This is a genomic window from Rhodocytophaga rosea (assembly GCF_010119975.1).
Lineage (GTDB): Bacteria > Bacteroidota > Bacteroidia > Cytophagales > 172606-1 > Rhodocytophaga > Rhodocytophaga rosea.
This window is the reverse complement of the sequence record NZ_CP048222.1, coordinates 7,389,425-7,407,070: the sequence shown is the minus strand read 5'-3', so window position 1 is coordinate 7,407,070 and position 17,646 is coordinate 7,389,425. Positions and strand designations below refer to the sequence as shown.

The 17,646-nt window shown below is 39.8% G+C and carries 16 protein-coding genes; 5 read left to right on the top strand and 11 right to left on the bottom strand.

Annotated features, from left to right (window positions below):
• Positions 1-169 precede the first annotated feature (169 nt).
• Positions 170-1,459 (bottom strand): glycoside hydrolase family 28 protein, encoded by a 1,290-nt coding sequence (locus tag GXP67_RS30405; RefSeq protein WP_197901585.1) that lies wholly within the window; start codon positions 1,457-1,459, stop codon positions 170-172.
• A complete protein-coding gene (locus tag GXP67_RS37115; protein WP_197901584.1) occupies positions 1,435-1,632 on the bottom strand; it encodes a hypothetical protein in 198 nt (65 codons plus the stop codon). The genes GXP67_RS30405 and GXP67_RS37115 overlap by 25 nt, the downstream gene beginning before the upstream one ends.
• A gap of 419 nt (positions 1,633-2,051) precedes the next feature.
• Between GXP67_RS37115 and GXP67_RS30400 the strand changes: the two genes are divergently transcribed.
• Positions 2,052-3,893, top strand: coding sequence for a sodium:solute symporter family transporter (locus GXP67_RS30400; RefSeq protein ID WP_162446622.1), 1,842 nt, complete (start codon positions 2,052-2,054; stop codon positions 3,891-3,893).
• 177 nt (positions 3,894-4,070) lie between these two features.
• Here GXP67_RS30400 and GXP67_RS30395 read toward each other — a convergent pair whose 3' ends face one another.
• The 6 genes from GXP67_RS30395 to GXP67_RS30380 all read right to left on the bottom strand — a co-directional run bounded on the left by GXP67_RS30395 (position 4,071) and on the right by GXP67_RS30380 (position 8,972).
• Positions 4,071-4,361, bottom strand: a complete 291-nt coding sequence (locus GXP67_RS30395) for a PQQ-dependent sugar dehydrogenase (protein WP_262890461.1) — start codon at positions 4,359-4,361, stop codon at positions 4,071-4,073.
• Positions 4,336-4,473 carry a PQQ-dependent sugar dehydrogenase gene (locus GXP67_RS37895; RefSeq protein WP_262890460.1) on the bottom strand — a complete coding sequence of 46 codons (138 nt, stop codon included), beginning with the start codon at positions 4,471-4,473 and terminating at the stop codon, positions 4,336-4,338. The genes GXP67_RS30395 and GXP67_RS37895 overlap by 26 nt, the downstream gene beginning before the upstream one ends.
• Before the next feature lie 303 nt (positions 4,474-4,776).
• Positions 4,777-6,777 (bottom strand): LruC domain-containing protein, encoded by a 2,001-nt coding sequence (locus GXP67_RS30390; protein ID WP_162446621.1) that lies wholly within the window; start codon positions 6,775-6,777, stop codon positions 4,777-4,779.
• A 417-nt stretch (positions 6,778-7,194) separates the two neighbouring features.
• Entirely contained in the window at positions 7,195-7,554 is a 360-nt protein-coding gene (locus tag GXP67_RS37580; protein ID WP_232064688.1) for a hypothetical protein, read from the bottom strand.
• 79 nt (positions 7,555-7,633) lie between these two features.
• On the bottom strand, positions 7,634-7,966 hold the full coding sequence (locus GXP67_RS37575) for a transposase (protein WP_232064686.1): 333 nt from the start codon (positions 7,964-7,966) through the stop codon (positions 7,634-7,636).
• 112 nt (positions 7,967-8,078) lie between these two features.
• Complete coding sequence (locus tag GXP67_RS30380; protein ID WP_162446620.1) at positions 8,079-8,972, bottom strand: transposase; 894 nt, start codon at positions 8,970-8,972, stop codon at positions 8,079-8,081.
• A gap of 288 nt (positions 8,973-9,260) precedes the next feature.
• On the opposite strand from GXP67_RS30380, the gene GXP67_RS30375 reads away from it, so the two are divergent.
• The gene (locus GXP67_RS30375) at positions 9,261-10,292 is read left to right on the top strand and encodes a Gfo/Idh/MocA family protein (RefSeq protein WP_394351989.1); all 1,032 of its coding nucleotides are present in this window, start codon (positions 9,261-9,263) and stop codon (positions 10,290-10,292) included.
• A gap of 331 nt (positions 10,293-10,623) precedes the next feature.
• Here GXP67_RS30375 and GXP67_RS30370 read toward each other — a convergent pair whose 3' ends face one another.
• Positions 10,624-11,376, bottom strand: coding sequence for a GIN domain-containing protein (locus tag GXP67_RS30370; protein WP_162446618.1), 753 nt, complete (start codon positions 11,374-11,376; stop codon positions 10,624-10,626).
• A 471-nt stretch (positions 11,377-11,847) separates the two neighbouring features.
• Positions 11,848-12,369: a hypothetical protein gene (locus tag GXP67_RS30365; RefSeq protein WP_162446617.1), complete on the bottom strand. Its 522-nt coding sequence runs from the start codon at positions 12,367-12,369 to the stop codon at positions 11,848-11,850.
• Between the two features lie 423 nt (positions 12,370-12,792).
• Here GXP67_RS30365 and GXP67_RS30360 point away from each other — a divergent pair, with 423 nt between their 5' ends.
• From GXP67_RS30360 to GXP67_RS30350, 3 genes are all read left to right on the top strand, one after another.
• The gene (locus GXP67_RS30360; protein WP_394351988.1) at positions 12,793-13,983 is read left to right on the top strand and encodes an exo-beta-N-acetylmuramidase NamZ family protein; all 1,191 of its coding nucleotides are present in this window, start codon (positions 12,793-12,795) and stop codon (positions 13,981-13,983) included.
• A gap of 429 nt (positions 13,984-14,412) precedes the next feature.
• On the top strand, positions 14,413-15,768 hold the full coding sequence (locus GXP67_RS30355; RefSeq protein WP_162442232.1) for an IS110 family RNA-guided transposase: 1,356 nt from the start codon (positions 14,413-14,415) through the stop codon (positions 15,766-15,768).
• A gap of 61 nt (positions 15,769-15,829) precedes the next feature.
• On the top strand, positions 15,830-16,165 hold the full coding sequence (locus GXP67_RS30350) for an SRPBCC domain-containing protein (protein WP_162446615.1): 336 nt from the start codon (positions 15,830-15,832) through the stop codon (positions 16,163-16,165).
• Positions 16,166-16,350: 185 nt separating this feature from the next.
• On the opposite strand, the gene GXP67_RS30345 is transcribed toward GXP67_RS30350, so the two are convergent.
• Entirely contained in the window at positions 16,351-17,439 is a 1,089-nt protein-coding gene (locus GXP67_RS30345; RefSeq protein WP_162446614.1) for a LacI family DNA-binding transcriptional regulator, read from the bottom strand.
• Positions 17,440-17,646: the final 207 nt, after the last annotated feature.

Genomic DNA, 17,646 nt, shown 5'->3' with positions numbered 1-17,646 from the left:
GCCATTATCAAAAGAAAATTGAACAACAGAAGAAACAATCAGTGATAATGAAAAGAGGAAAGCAGATTGGCTTTCTCATTTTCAGAATTTAGCTTATTGAAAAGCTCAAACAGAAACAGTTTTATAACACAGTTCTGATTCTTTATCGAGATACTCCATCAAATACGCTTTATTTCGTCACTATTTTTGTTGACTTATGCTGGTGGATCACCTTCTTTTGTCCCGGCTCTTTGATCTGCAAAGCAGTGAATTCCGACTCATGTACATCATCTAACACAATGGCAGTCCGGTAATCTTTTTTCTCACAAATTAAACGGATATTAGACAACTTAAGCCCCCTGGCATGACGGATATAGGCACCCCAGGCCGGTAGCTCTTTAAACATAGAAAAATCCGGATACTTTGCCGGCAGTTCTGGTATACTGTCCATACGGTCTAAGGAAGCATTCGCAAAGAAGGGTTTGCCTCCACCGGGATATTTTATTTCAATATTCGTTAGGGTGATATTGCTTACAAATTGACCTGGTAAACCGGCAATCACAAGTGGAGAAATGTTTCTGGGCATATCTTCTACCGGACCTTCATATTCGTATCCAGCATCTGGTTTTGTGGCCGAAATTTCAATATACACGTTGCTGATCTTTACATTTTCAAGTTTCCCTTTTTTCCCGCTTACCCGTTCTCCCAGGCGCAGAAAAATAGCATTCCCGGTAGTAGTGGCCCACAAGGAATCAATCACTACCCCTTCGAGAAAGCCTCCATCTACTGCCTCTAAGGCAACAGCGGAACGGTAGGTATCATACACTTTGTTGTTAATAATATTAATATTCCGGAATCCGCCATAAGAGGCGGTTCCAAACTTTATTGCATTGGCACTCGAACGGATCGTATTATTACGGATTAGAATATTGTTGCAGTAGAATTTATCATCGTGGGATTTTAGACAGATTCCATCGTCGGCAGAATCAATAAACGAATTGGTGATTTTCACGCCATCACAATCTACAATGTCTATTCCATCATTATTCCAGTAGGCTTTGCTGTCTACAGCGATCTGGTCAATGACAAGATTGTTGCATTGGTCATAGGTCTGCACCCAGGAGGCAGCATTGCGCAGGGTAACTCCCTGAATAAGAATATTGCTGCAATTGCGGAAGTTGATGAGCATTGGCCTGTTTCCTTCATACGGGCGGTCATTGCGCAAAGCATCTTTAAGAATACCGCTATGTATATGGGTAAGCACATTTCTGGCTACAATTCTACCTTGCCCATCGATCACCCCTTGCCCGGTGATCGCAATATCCTGCTGGTCATACGCAAAAATAAAGGCGGTGAATATTTTTTTATCATAATCAAAGGGATTGACACTTCCCACGATTACAGCCCCTTCTCGGAGATGTAAGCTTACTTTGGATTTAAGGTGGATAGAACCAGTTAGATACCTTCCGACATCAAACACCAGGCGGCCCCTCCGTTGGTATGTATGTAATCAATAGCTGCCTGGATAGATCTTGTATTGAGCGTAAGTCCATCCGAAGAAATGCCAAATAAGGAAGCCGGATAATCCTTTGCCATCAGCCCGGAAGCATAGCTAAAGAAAATAAGAAAGAGGAAATATCTTTTTATAAACACGGAGGATGAATTAAAGCAAGTGAAATATATGTGCTATTGCTACACCAAGCAAGCAGTTTACTAAATGTTATAGCTCAAATATGTTTTTAGAATCACAAGGCGAATAACTCAAGACTATACTTTTTCAATTATTGACTGTAGATAACTATTATGATCCTTTTCAAATTAAGTTAGCTGTATCACCGGAATATCTATTAATCATTCATAGTGAATGTCGGGACGATCACAATCCGGGTAAGATGTGGCATTTCGGATAATATACTTCCTTAAAACATGAGTAGAACTTTTTGGCTTTGTTACTAAATTTCTTTGTATTATCGCCTTTTAGGGAGAGTGAAATGCTATAATCAGGAATAAGCCGGAAGCTTTTTCGATTAGAAGAATTTAATAAAAATCGTTCATAAAAAAATGAGTGGAATATGAACATCATCTGGGCTCAGGTAATTCCTACATCTGCCAGTACAAGTATTCAAGTGAGCGGGCTCGATCTTGGAATCATTATCGTATACCTGTTAGGGATAGTTGGCATTGGCTTTCTGGCTGGATTCATCCGTAAGAAAGGAGGTGATGGCGTTCACTATTTTCTGGCTGATAACTCGCTGACCTGGCCGGTGATTGGCCTGGCTATGTTTGCTGCCAATATTTCTACTGTCCATTTGGTCAGCTTGTCCCAGACGGCCTATACCTCAGGATTACTCTATGGCAACTATGAATGGATGGCTGGGTTTACCCTTATTCTTTTGTCGCTGTTTTTTGCCCCGCTTTACCTGCGTACCCGGGTGCCAACTTTGCCTGACTATCTGGAAAAGCGCTACAATCGTGGGTGCCGGGACATGCTGGCGTTTGTTTCCCTGATCTCAGCCATCGTTATACATATAGGTGTGGCTTTGTTTACTGCCTCCACCGTATTATGTTTTATTCTGGGAATTCCTGAAACCGTAAATATACTTGGTATCAATGCATTAATGTTCTTTATCATCGCTCTCGGAGTTCTGACAGGTATTTATACAGTAGCCGGAGGTTTACTGGCTGTGGTGTGGACAGAAAGCATCCAGACGATTCTTTTACTGGCTGGCGCCATTAGTATCACCCTTATTGGCTTTAACGCTGTAGGTGGCTGGGATTCGCTTCAGCATACCTTAGCAACTGCGCCTCATCCCTTGGCAGGGATGGAAGGGGTAAAGGAAGGCATTCAACTTTCCACCCAATCTTTTCTTAATATGGCGCATGCCAGCGTCGATAAAACAGTGATAGGAAATATACCCTGGTATTCCATTCTGCTAGGCTATCCAGTTATTGGCATCTGGTACTGGTGTTGTGATCAGACGATCGTGCAGCGGGTGTTAGCAGCCAAAGATGAAAAGCATGCCCGTCTGGGTCCCTTGTTTTGTGCCTTTATTAAGATTTTCCCGGTTTTCTTTTTTGTAATTCCTGGAATCATTTGTGTGGCACTTGTACAGCAGGGGTATTTTGGTAAAGAAACCATAGATGGGACTGTGAGAATGATTGGTCCCATTAAGTCGGCCGATACCTACCCTTTCCTGATCACGCATTTATTACCCGTAGGATTTAAGGGCCTTGTTACGGCTGCCATGCTCGCGGCGGCTATGCAAACCTGTTCAGCAGCACTTAATTCAGCAGCAACATTATTCTCTTATGATATCTGGAAGCGTTGGAATCCCGCCACAAGTGATCAACAACTCGTACAGATCGGCCGATGGACTACTGTTTGTGCAACCATTCTTGCCATTGTACTTTCACCTGTTTTTGGTCATTATGAAACCATCTTTCAGGGAGTACAGATCATGGTCAGTTATATTGCCCCACCCATTACGGCAGTCTTTCTGGTGGGCGTTTTCTGGAAAAAAGCAGGAGGGCGTGCTGCCTTTCTGACGATGGTGATAGGAGCCGGTATGGGAGCTCTGTGTTTTTTCTTTGACTTTTTCAGAACCTACTTCGTTGGCGAAGGACCGATAGCCCAGCAAACGATTCATAATTCATTTATTTGGGGACTCATTTACAAATATGCCATTCACGATTTCATGCTGACCGCCTTCGGTATGTTCTGTATCTGTATTCTCATTCAGATCATCGCTTCACTCATCCTTGCTGAACCCTTGAAAGAAGAAGCCAAACCCCTGATTTGGGAAAGCTGGCTCGAACCTCTTCAGGCAAAAAGTGGCAGCGGGCTTTCTGACTACAGAGTTATCTCGGCCGTGGTCTTCCTTACTTTTGTCGCTTTATACTGGATATTCTGGTAAGAAGGCATTTACAATAATGGTACAGCCAGGCTTCTTTAATTTGAATGTTATCATAAATAGCTGTCCACTTGATACTCAATTCTGAATTTTCAATTATGCACTTATAATACCAAGAAACTGCATTGGTTAGAAAGGTCCTCATTACGGGGTAATCCGTAGCGAATTAGTCAGTACATATTACTTTCCATCAGGACCCATCTTTACATCTCGTACACGACCATATCCTTTCAGCAGAATCTCTTGCTGAGTAACCTGATCACCCTCAATCACCAGTCTTCGGACTTCTTCAAATGCCAGTGCCGTTACAATCAGATTATTTTGCAAATGGGGAAATAGCGGTGAGCTTACAAATTCTATCGCACTTACGGCAATCGATGGAGTCCAATAGGTGATGGGATGCTCCAACTCCTCTTTATGTATTTCTTTGATGATGATACTACCATCATACTCGATGCCATAGGTAATCACCGGCCATCGTAATTGGCTCCATTTTTAGTATGTTTAATTCATCACCTCCCGTAGGTCCATGTTCGCTAGCATAAATTACAACAGTGATCGGATGCTGCGCCAGGCCTTGCACATTTCGATTATCCCAGCTGTAGATGGCAATTGATATCCCTCTTGCAGGGCTTTCTGTTGCTCAACAGTTAATTCTATTGTTCGTATTTTTCCCATTTGGGAATTATAACATAACTAAACTTAGTTTTGTCCATTTACTTAATCTCTTTTATTCCATTCATTTAACAATAAAATTCCCAATACTGGTATGGCATTCGAACCTTAATTGATGTATTCACTTTTCTACTCATAAGGCAGAATATAAAAGAGCAATTAGCAGTAAGCTAATTGCTCTTTTGTGTAAGAAGAATATCTATTAATGAATCTATTTAGTATAGACTTTGGCAGCGTCTCTATACCCTGGCAGGTCTAAGTACCAGTTTGAATACACCACCCCAAAACTAGCTGCCCATGGCAAGAATTTTACATACGCATCTTTGATTGAAGCTCCTTCTACTGGATATTTGAAGCTGTTTACCGGCATGTTCAAGGCATAGGGCATGCCAAAAGATGTTTTATAATAAATGCCTCTGGCAGGATTAGATATATCATCTTTGGTGCCTAACAAGGTAAGATCTGCTTTCGATGTAGGTTTATAGCCTGGCAAATGCACTTCATAACCCCGGTTCTGGTTACAGATTAGGAAGGGATTAAAAGGAGCTGCACCTAATTCCTGCATAGTAAGTGTAGAAGTAAAGGTGGTCGTAATGGTTACCGAACCACAACTTAACTTAGGCTGATCCATTTTAGTGTTGATCTGATCATAGATACCATTTGGTACAAAATCGAAGGCATTCTCAAACACAAGGATGGTAGCTTTTGCCTGGCCCCCTTCTAATATTGTTTTGTTATGTGAACTTACGACACTCTTTATCTGAGAAGGGTTAAGTTTAGATAATTCAAAGCCAAGTCCATTTCTGTATCTGGCTCCTATGGCCAGTATATCAAAGGTTGAGATCAACTCTACTACTTTATTCTGACTGTTAGTCACTACATTGTGCGAGTAATTGACTACTAAATCATTGACATCAAAATCTCCTTTGGCCGGCCATAAGTCTTCGAAAGCAAGCGTACCTTTGGTAATATTGTTATAGGCTCTTACCGGGTCACAGCTATATTTATCCTGCTCATCTGGCACCCCATCTTTATCACAATCTTTCACCGGTTCACAAGAAGGAATATTTGTGTCGTCGATGCATTTGACCGGATCGGTAGTGATATAGAATAACACATCATTGAAGTCTTCATCTGAACTGGCATCGCTTCTTTTGATGTCCTCAAAAGCAAGAATACATTTATCTTCATATTTTAACAGTACACTATGTTGTTTTTTATCCGCATTCCCGGGATTAAAAGCAGGATTGGAAAACAGTTTGATATTATCTTTTGACACACTAGACCCATTCCATCCATTAGAAACAATAAAGAATCCAATGCCTGTACCTGCCTTCAGGGTTTTAGGTAGCTTTACTCTGTTTCCTGAAGCTAAGCCACCGCCACTGCCGGTAAAGGAGGCATTAGGAAATACAATGAACTTTTCATCTATTTCTTCCACTGATTTAGGTGCCTTATTTAAAGGATAAGTATAATAACCTAAGCTGTTTAAGAAATCTGCCCGCTCACTCACAAAGGTAATGGTGACATTGGCATCTTTGGTCAGTTTTACATCATAGGATACACCGGGAGCCAGGTAGGCAGGATTTACTTTTTTCCCTTCAGGCAAAGCCGTGTTGAGTATGTTTAAAAAAGAGGAAGGGATGACATGATTGGGACTTTGCAAGTATTTAGGGACACCCAGGCTATTGTATTTTCCAAGGTAGGTGTAGGATGTGCCATTAATTCTGCCATTGGCATCAGGGGTGATTTCTTCACCGCTGCTATCTTCCTGAGTGGGTACGCCAAAAGTATAGCTCACCTGTTGATCAGTAATAGGCACGGTTACCTGTTCTAATACACCAATATAATTACTTACTATGGTTACTTCCTGCAAGTGAGTAGGCAGGGCTTTATAAGCTGAAAGCTGTCCGGTATTATCAATACCTCCTTCTATCAACAGTTCACCTCCAAGGTTAGGATCTTTATCATAGATCTGAATATTAGTCATATTCAGAATATCCCCTTGCGAATCTTTGGCCCAGATATTAAAAGTAACATCTTGGGTTGTATTAAAATTGAAAGCTTCATTAATTTGGGTTTCCGTAGTGTTTCCGGGTGCCACCACTTGCTCTCGTTCCTGGCAAGCAAATAAGCTAAATACACAGGCACCAATGAGCAAAGTAGACTTAATAGGAATTGGATTTTGAAATAATTGTAGAGGTTGTCTCATAAATAAGAAATTTAGTAAACAATAAATCAGAATTATTTTTGCTTACATACATTCATTATTTATTACAGAGGTAACTTTTGAGAAAAATTGTATAGATATAAAATAAATACAATTTATGAGTATAATTTGTTATACTTCAGGCATTTGTATTTTCTTTAAGAAAGGAAATTAATGATGTTGCTTTCCTAGAGTACAATTTTAATTCATAATCAAAATTGTGGGTTAACAGGTTACCAATTAAAGTTAAATGATTATTAGAAAGTGCTGTTATACATAATTGAAGCTGTTTGAACTTTCTGTTTTTTATTAATTTTTCTCAGCAAAAGGACAGAGAAGGCAATCAAATGGAGTGCCACCCAAGTGCAGACTAGTGTATCAAATCTGACTAGTAGAGCTTTAAAGTTATCAGTTCTGAAGCTACCCAACGTGTGCAATTCTCCAAGCATTGGCATGTTCAATAACTGTTCTGCATTTATATAGCTCTTCATCAAAGTATACATACTCTTCCCTTTGTGATACACTATTTCTGGAATTAAGGGCTATGTTAGCCTCAATCTGTTTTTCTTTACATATCTTTCTTAGTTCTTGTGAGTCAAAGCCTGGATCGGCATTTAAAAATAGGCATTTCAAGTCAATGCCTGCCTTGATAAGCATCTCACAAAGCTCTTCAAACAGGGTTTGAATATTGAATAAATCATGGAATAAATCATGATGCTGACCTTCTTGTGGTGTAGCACAAGCTAGCATGTTTCCTGGACCTGCCACGTGCTTGTGCATCGGTTCCGTTATCAACTAAAAATAAACTGTTAGTGGTTGTTGTCTTTTTTCTTGCCTGATAGCCTGTCGCCTCTCCACCTTATTTACAAGGGGTGTGACTGCCGTCCAACTGCATGCTTGACAAATCCAGTTTATCTTTATGAGCAGACAGAATAGCAATCCATAATTTACTCCAGGAACCATCTTTGACCCATTCATTAAAATGATAATAAGTGCCTTGCCAGCTTAAGCTTTCTGTAGTAAAAAACTGCTGTAGAGGCAGCATTCTCAATTGGCAACCTGTTTTTAAGCGGTATAAAATCAATGCTACTACTTCTCTCATCAATTCTTTGCTACATGCTTTGCCTGTTTCTCCTACTGAAAGATTTGCTAATATATATCTGTCTATGTTATCTTTATCTAAGATTTTCATTGGAGTGTGAGTTTTATGCTTTGCAACACAAAATTCGCACTTCTTTGGAAATCTTTTTCTTTATCCTAAACAGCTTCAGTATTTGAATTTGGCATTTTATGCGAATCAGGGGTTACAATCCGGAAAGCATCATCAGCGCAGCGGCTAAACGACCAAACACATGCACCATCAAGCCTTCTTGGGAACGTACTTTGGAAGCATTTTGTATATAAGTTTTCTCTTGTATCCAACTAAAAAGAGATTCAATAGGCTGCCTTATTTTAGCAAGGGCAGTGTTGGTTAAATCCTGATACGCCTGATCAAATTGTTTAACGATGAGTGGCATCCCTTTTTTTTCTTTCATTGGCGTGAGCAGTGTATTGCCCTTGGCAAGCATGTGTTGTTGTAATTCTTTATCACAATAGGCTTTATCTAGAACACTCATATGGGCATAGCTTTTTTCCAACACACTCCGCAGGGCCGTCAAATCATGGACTGAGGCGGGGGTGATAGCTAAAAAGCAGGGGAAAGGCAGGGTATGGGCTCTTTTTAAGGCTAAGGTATGGAGTTTGACTCCATAATAATGCATGTTTTTGGTTGCACAATAGGCTTTGTTTGTTAATGGGGTGGCTACTTTTCCACTTCTTTTGTGAGAGCAGGTAAGAATAGGCATGGAATCGCCCAGCACAATGGTAAGGCAGTCAGCAGGTAAATAAAAAGCCTGTGTCAGTCTTTGGGTCAAGTAAGTAAAAGCGGCTGCCAAACGATTAATTCTATGATTAAAAGTCTGATAAGCAGGCAGGTTTGGAAACCAACTATGCCAGTATTTTTCTATATGCTGATGCATGGATTTGATTTTATATTTTTCTTCATAGCATAAACAAAACAGGTAAATAGTCAGGATTTCTTCATCACTGATTTGCCCTTCAAAATTATTTTTACTAAAACGTTGAACATTCCAACGCAGAAATTGATTATACTCTTCACAGATGTAGCAGTATAATTGGATTAGTTTAAGTTCGTGCATAAAACTTAAACCCTGTTTACTCTACATCTGTTTTTTTATTTTATACTCCTGATTCGCATATTTTATACATTTTCACTAATGGAATTATGTAAAATTATTCTGGCTTCCGCTTGCTGCGAAATACCCCAACTAATTTACCACCCCCGTTCAGGCCGACTATTTCTGTAGAGCTAAGTATTAGCTAAAAAGGCTATATTTGCCAGCATCTTCTATTTCTTTGAATAAATTATACATTATATGACAAATACTCCTCAACCCTTGCGGGTATTGGTAGTTGGTTGCGGCAATATGGGTGCATCACATGCAGTGGCTTATAGCTTACTGGACGAATTTGAGATCTGCGGGCTTGTATCTACCGGAACAAGCAAATCCATTCTCAATCAACGCCTGGGTGGCAACTATGACTTGTTCGATGATTTCACTGCTGCTCTACAAATTACCCGCCCGGATGCAGTATGTATCTCCACCTATCCGGATACCCATGAAGCCTTTGCTGTGCAAGCCCTTGAAAAAGGTTGTCATGTCTTTATTGAAAAACCTCTGGCTGCTACCGTTGAAGGTGCCCGGCGGGTAATTGCCGCAGCACAAAATGCCAATAAAAAAGTAGTCGTAGGCTATATTCTCCGTCATCATCCCTCTTGGGCTAAGTTTGTGGAAGTAGCGCAAGAGCTTGGCACTCCCCTGGTTATGCGCATGAACCTTAATCAGCAGAGCCATGGCCAGATGTGGAACGTGCACCGCAACCTGATGAAAAGCCTGAGTCCTATTGTAGATTGCGGCGTACATTACATAGATGTGATGTGTCAGATGACCCGTTCCAAGCCTATCCAGGTAAATGCCATTGGCGCACGCCTGACTGAGGATATTCCGGCAGGAAACTATAATTATGGACAGTTGCAGATTCGTTTTGCCAACGGTTCGGTAGGGTGGTATGAAGCTGGCTGGGGACCGATGATGAGCGAAACTGCTTTTTTTGTTAAAGATGTGATTGGCCCCAAGGGGTGTGTTTCTATTGTAGCCAAACAGGCGGCAGGGACAGGAAAGTCGGACAACGTGGACTCTCATACCAAAACCGAATCCTTACGAATCCACCATGCTGAGTTGAGTGCCAATAACCAGTTTGTGCAACAAGATACCTGGATTGATATGCAAGATGAGCCTGACCATCAGGAGCTGTGCAATCGGGAACAGCGCTACTTTCTGGAAGCCATCCGCAAAGACCTTGATCTGAGAGACCATTTAGAGGATGCCCTCAATAGTTTGCGCATTGCTTTTGCCTGTGATGAGTCGGTACGGACCGGCCAACCGGTGATGTTGTAAGTAGTATTAGGTGGAAAGCGATGTTAGGAAAAATACAGTTGTTTTCTGTGGTAAATATCTTTCCGTTGCTGTTCATATAAAAGCTTACGAACAGCAACGAAAAGTATATATTTTCCAACATGGAATGCTTCTTAACCTGCTTTGATGAGCTTGCCAAAGGTAATATCAAATCATAGAAGCAGCTAACCTAAATCCGGTAAAGGCGCTTAAATATGAATTACAGCCAATAAGTTCGTAAGTCAGAATAGGGAAAGGACAGATCTTGATGAATCTCTATAGTTAGATGCACTATGAATAGTACTATAAAAACTACCTCTTTTTATGAACCGCTTTACTCAATACCTCTAATAGTATTGCTTCCTAACACTATTTTTCTACTTACCTGTGCTCCTCCCCTGTGCACAATATCTGATTCGCCCAGGGCCGTTACGAGTAGTTGCTGGGAAGCATGCACATAGAGTGTACTCTCGCCAAAAGAGGTGGTAGTTGTTTTTTTACCTACTAACTTTTCACTGTCAATTTTATTTTCTCCATATACCCAATAGCGTTGATGATCGCTACTTCCGCTTTGAATCTTTATTTGATTTTGCCCATATAAAGACACTTTTAGCCTATTAGTTTCAAGGGCGATCAGGGTTACCTTTGATTCACCGAATACTTTCAGTTTAAAAGCAGGCTGGATCAGAGCACTCTTACAAATGGTTGTTTCTTCCCCTCTCACTTGCAAAACCTCCAACTTTCTATAGGTAACATAGGCGGTGATATGTACATTCTCATAGTCAGCCTTGTTGTAGGTCCATCCATCCTTGTCGTATCTTTGGTTTTTTACTCTTAGTTTAGCCCCATCCAAATATAACTTTAAGGTTTTACCTTCCACATTGTAATTGATTTTATCTTCAGCGACACCTTCATATTCCAGGCGTATACTTTCCTGCTCACCCTGCTCGAGCACCAGATTGATCAATGGACTAACAATTACTTTTTCAAAAGCAGGCAAAGATTTTGTAAGAGTTTGTGCCTTTGACATAGACAAGCAGCCTACTGCAAATAGAATCACTAGCAGAGATGGAATTATTTTTTTCATAGTATTTGAGCTTTAAGGGTTAACTAGAACAGGAAATTTATTTAAGAATTGGCCAAAAAAGAAAAATATATCTTTATCAATAAAGTGTAAGGTAAAATCATAAATCAGGAGTAATTATCTTCTGATAGCTTAACCTACCAAAGGACAGAAATCCTTGTTTAGCGAATAAAGCTACATTGATATAACAGATGTAAATAAGCTAACAGAAGTTGCTTGCCTCAGCATAAATTTTTACTAACACAAGCAGGCGAAAGCACAAATAGGGTTAATGAAATCTATTCCTATTGTTTTGCAATACTTAAAAAACTCTGGCAAATAAAGCAGATCCTGCATCTGATACTTTAATCTCTTTAATGGCTAGGTGAATACGCTTCACAAAAGGCAACGTTAGCCCTCACAAGGCAATACTTTTAATAGCTGTTGCTAACAAATTTCAAGCATAAAAACATCATCTATCAGCCTGCATTGATGTTATAGACCATACCGTTTGAGTTCATTCTTAAACAAAGCCATTGCCTCCTTAGCCCCGTTCTTACTTTTAAAAAGCAGGTTTACCGAAGCAATATTTTCTGTTTGTTTGCTGATCATATCCACCTTTGTAATAGAGAACTTCTTATGTGAGCTAATTAGCTCAAGTTCATACCAGGTATCGGGTCCTTGCTCAAGTTTGCCCTCGCCATAATCATATTTCTTTTCTATCAGTCGTAAGGAGGTAGCTTCTATATCTTTCAGACTAAACTTATAGGTAAACTGGGAATGTAATACATAGGTTTCGCAAAATAACTCAGTATGATTCACATACTGGACAAAAGCCGAATCTTGTATAAAACTAATTTGATTGCTTAATGCATCTTCTTCCAGACATGATTTTGTCTGACCTGCTTTTTGGTGGCTTACCACTATAAAGATTTCTCCTTCCTGTTTAACTAACGCTTCAATTTGCTGTTGAAAAATAGATTGAGCATAGCTAGTGAAAGCAGAAATACAGATCAATAGGTTACCAATGACAATTTTCTTTAGTGTAATAGTTATAAGATTTAGATTTTATGCCTCAATTAAAGCTTTTAAAAAGTAAATATAGTTTTTCGAACAGAAATAAAACTACTTGCTATACTTAAGCAGCTTATAAAATTAATATCAACTTTTATCTACTTACCCACATAAAATTATCTAACAAATATCTTTTAGAATATTATATTGAACCAACTTAAACCAAATCAATAAAATTGTAGCATAATACAGCTACCCATAAAAAATAGGAATAGTTAAATTAACTGGAAGGCTAAGGAAACAGTAAACTAATTGAAAATGATGGAAAGGTGCTATATTCTATAGGATACTTCCTTTCACATTCGTTACTCAATCTATTGATGTTCAATAAAAATCACTCTTATGAAAGTATTCTTTACTTTGTTTATGGTATGGAGCCTTTTTGTTCCAGGCAAAAATTCATTTCCTGTCCCTGCTGTCGCAAAGGCAGCGCCAATCAAAACCGGTGCCGAACAAACCGAAAAATACCTGCCTTATCTGAAAGGCAAAAGGGTAGCTATTCTTGCCAATCCAACCACTGTGATCGGAAAAACACATTTGGTAGACAGTCTTTCCAGATTGGGAATTACTATTGTAAAAGTATTTGGCCCGGAACATGGTTTTCGTGGCAATGCCAGTGCCGGCGTTGTGGTAGGTGATGAAACCGATCCGGCTACAGGTATTCGGGTGATCTCCTTATATGGTAAAAAAAACAAACCCAGCAAAGAAGATTTAGCCGATGTGGATATCATGATTTATGACCTGCAGGATGTAGGCTGTCGCTTTTATACCAATATCAATGCCTTATCCCGCTTAATGGAGGCTTGTTATGAAAATAATAAAGAACTGCTCATTCTGGACAGACCTAATCCTAATGGATACCTGATTGACGGACCTATTCTGGATATGAAGTTCAAATCAGGCATTGGCATGTTTCCTTTGCCAATGTCACATGGGTTAACCGTTGGGGAATTTGCTATGATGGCCAATGGAGAAGGCTGGCTGGCAAATAAAGTGAAATGTAAGCTAAAGATCATTCCGGTAGCCAACTATACCCACGATATGGCTTATACATTGCCGGTAAGCCCCTCGCCTAATCTAAATACCCAGCAGGCAGTAATGCTCTACCCTTCCACCTGTTTATTTGAGGGCACCTATCTGAATCATGGCCGTGGCACCCTTTTTCCCTTTACTGTTATTGGCAGTCCGGAGCTCAAAGGTAAATACGAATTTTCCTACACACCTACCAGTATTAAAGGGATGGCAGAAACGCCGCTGTTTATGAACCAGGTTTGTTATGGCCTGGACCTGCGCAACTATGATGTGGAGCAACTGAGAAAAAGCAAACAGGTTAATCTGAAATGGATGATGGAATTATACCAGGCCTCCCCCTACAAGGAAAAATTCTTCGACTCCAGTCTGAGTAGAGAAATGGGTGTAATTGAAAGATTAGCTGGTAATGCTTTGTTCAGGAAACAGATTATTGCCGGTGCCTCTGAAAAAGAAATCCGTCAAAGCTGGGAACCCGGCCTAAGTCAATATAAACTAATGCGTAAAAAATACCTGCTTTATCCGTAAGGATAGTAGAATTGACCAGCAGCCTTGCTTTGCCAAAGATTGTTAGTACTGTAATAAATCCCTCCTCAACTTATATCTATCATTTATCAACAGTGGTATAATATGAACCAAAAAAATTTAATCGCAACCGTACAAATATCAATAGGAGCATCTATTGATAAAGTTTGGGACACATTCTGGTATTCCGGAAGAAGCATTGATTTCTTGGGCTAACGTAGGTACTTTTGTTTTGTCCTAAGCTAGACCAATTTTTTTCTGGTGTTTACAGCCCGTGACACATTCTGGTCAGAAATGTAAAAAGCCCTTCTGCTCCAACAGAAAGGCTTGAGATGATTTCAGTGGAGGAGCTATCAGCTACCCCGATCAGTATATTTTCATATCAAAGATACATTTCCTTGGGACTTTTTCAACTTAATCAAGTAAAGAAACATGAAAAACAAGTCTGTATCCATGGAAGTCATTAACCGCAATGCTGCCGGTATTGATGTAGGAAGCCGGTCACATTATGTAGCTATCGGCCAACAACGAGAAGATGTGAGAGAGTTTGGCGTTTACAATGAGGATCTAAGCCAATTGCTGGCTTGGCTTAAGGCAAATCAAATTACCACCGTAGCTATGGAAAGTACTGGTAATTACTGGCAGAGTTTATTTTCCTTTCTACAAGAAGCAGGATTAGAGGTATACCTGTGCAATGGTAAATTCACCAAAAACATCAAAGGCCGCAAAACCGATGTGCAAGATTGTCAATGGATACAGAAGCTACATAGTTTGGGGCTACTCAGTAGTAGTTTTCTGCCAGACCTAGCCACTGAACAATTGAGAACTTATTGCCGGCATCGCACTTCCCTGTTGGAGACCTCTGCGATGACCACACAAAAGATGCAGAAGTACCTACGATTGCTCAATCTTCGTTTAGATATAGTGGTCAAAGATGTCTGTGGACTGACAGGTTTGCAGATCATTGAAGCTGTCTGTAAAGGAGAAACCAATCCACAAGTACTAGCCTCTTTTCGTCATGGTAACTGCCGTAAATCAGAGGAAGAAATCGCCAAAGCCCTGCAGAGTAATGGGAGGAAAGATTACCTGTTTGGCTTACAACAGGAATTTGACCTGTATAAAATCCTGCAGGCAAAGATGGAGCAATGTGATGTAGCTATAGCAAAGCTACTTTCTGAGCAGATTGAAGGGGATGAGACAAAAAGAGCTTTACAGGCGGAGGCTAAGCCGCATAAAAAGGTGAACAAGAATACGCCAAAAAATATGGACTTGAATCAACTTGCTTATCAGTACTTTGATGGGGTGGACCTGATGCGCATTGAAGGAGTGAGTCATGCAACAGTGATTGCCCTAATGAGTGAGGTAGGCTGTGAAGGGATCAAAAAGTTTGAGACATCCAAACAATTCACCTCTTGGCTCAGATTATGCCCCAATATAAAAATTAGCGGCGGTAAAGTATTAAGTAAAAAGATTGCCAAAGGCAGTAATCGTTTAAAAATTGCGCTCAGGTTAGCAGCCAACACAATAGGCAATCTCAAAGACACCCATCTATCAGATTTCTTCAACCGCATCAACTATAGAAAAGGTAGAATAGCCGCTATCTCAGCCACAGCTCGAAAGCTGGCAGTCATTATCTGGAATATGATCGTCAAACATGTACCCTATAATCCGCCTAGTCAATACTTATTTATGGATCAGAAAAGAAAGATGAAACTAGTACAAAGGATCAGAAATAAGATTGCTAAATTGGACTTGAAGCCTGAGGATGTGGGCTTCGCTATGAACTAAATTTAACTGTAGACATAGACGTTAGTCAGTAGTAATAAACCCTGAAAAGATAAAAATATATATGCTTGGCACTACGGTTATTTCCGACTGGAAAAAGGGTAGCCAAATCGTTTGGAAAGGAGAATGGAAAGGGAAACAATATGAAGACAAGGGAGTATTACTTCAAATTAACCCACAAACCAGGCTACAATATAGCCATTTCAGTCCCCTTACCGGACAGCCGGATATTCCCGAAAATTATCACACGGTTACTATTGAATTGACAGACAGGGATTCACAAACCCTTATTTCTCTCTCACAAGACAAGAATGCCACCCAACAAGCAAAAGAGGAATCTGAAAAGAACTGGACCATGATGCTGACAGGCCTGAAAAAACTTTTAGAAGAAAAGGGTTAATATAAACAAAACACGGGTCTTAACTATTAGGAAAGAAAATGATACTACTTTAAATAGTACCCAACAGAGTGTTTAGCAATACAATTTATCTATAATTAACGAAGATACCCTGAAAGTATATTCGTTAATTATAGATCTTAAAGTCCTGATTTTCACAGAATATATATCCCTCTAACCCTATTATTTCAAGCAAATTTTGTTGATTCGCGGGCTATTAGTTCACCAGTCAGGCTAATGTTGGCAGCTATGGAATGTTGCGTTACAAGCCTGTTCAGCATCATCTCGTAGCTGATGGTTACAATTTCGAACAGTGGCTGTTGATAAGTAGTAAGCGAGGGTTGTAATACTTTCCCATACTTCATATCATCGTAACCAGCTACCAACACATGCCGGGAAACAAGGATACCAATCTGCTTAAAACTAGACATGATCACAGCTGCCGTTGAATCATTGGCACATAATACGCCAGTCTTTTTGGGTACGATTTTCATCTTTCTGACGAAGTTTAAATCAGCAGGCTCTCCTACCATAATATGTTCTCTGCTAAAAGGAATACCGGCATCAAAACAGGCACTATTGCAGCCGGCAATCCGTTTGTAAATGCTACTGGCGGAGTCTTTGCGGTAACAAAAGTATATTTTCTCACATCCGGATTCTATTAGGTGCTTGGTCATTATATACCCGGCGTTGAAGTTATCCAGGCCAATTACAGGATACTGGCTGCGTTCGGGAAACGAGTATATATCTCTGTCAATTAAAATGACCGGAATATTTTCTTTGTCAAATAGTTCGCAAACCTTTTTATTCACCCCTGCTGCATTTTCTGTTCTTTCTAAAGGCGCAAAGAAAACACCACTCACGTTTTCTTCAATATACCTTTCACATATTTTAATGATAGAATTTTGCCTGACCTGCGCATGGTTGGCAATCGCCCCTTCCCACAAAAATTTTGGCTCTTTTTCCTTTTCTATGGCCAGGAAATGATCATGAATGGCACCAAAAATTTCTGACTCTCCTGCCCCAGGCAATAATAAGCCAAAGGTGTATTTTTTTCTTTCCCCATTAAATACCACGGTAGTTCCTTGCCCAGGTGTTTTTTTCAGCAAGCCCTCTTTTTGTAAAGCATTGTAGACTTTAGCTACGGTAGGCCGGGAAACCTGCATTTCGGCAGCGAGTTCCTTTTCGGAAGGAAGCAAACTTCCAAAGGGAAGAGTCCCATTTAAAATATCATTCCTGAATCTGGCAATTGTTTCTGTAACCTTTTTGGCGCTCATTATATGAATTAAGTTCTTTCAAAATTATTAATTAAATGTAAATAAAATGTAAAGAATATTAAAAGCCAAAAATATTTACATATACTTTACATTTACATATATTTCCTACAAAAAATCTAATTTTTCGGCTTAAAAAAGTTCTATTTTGTATTTTTCTATAAAATATTTTACTTATTCTATTGCAAATGTAAATCAAATATATACTTT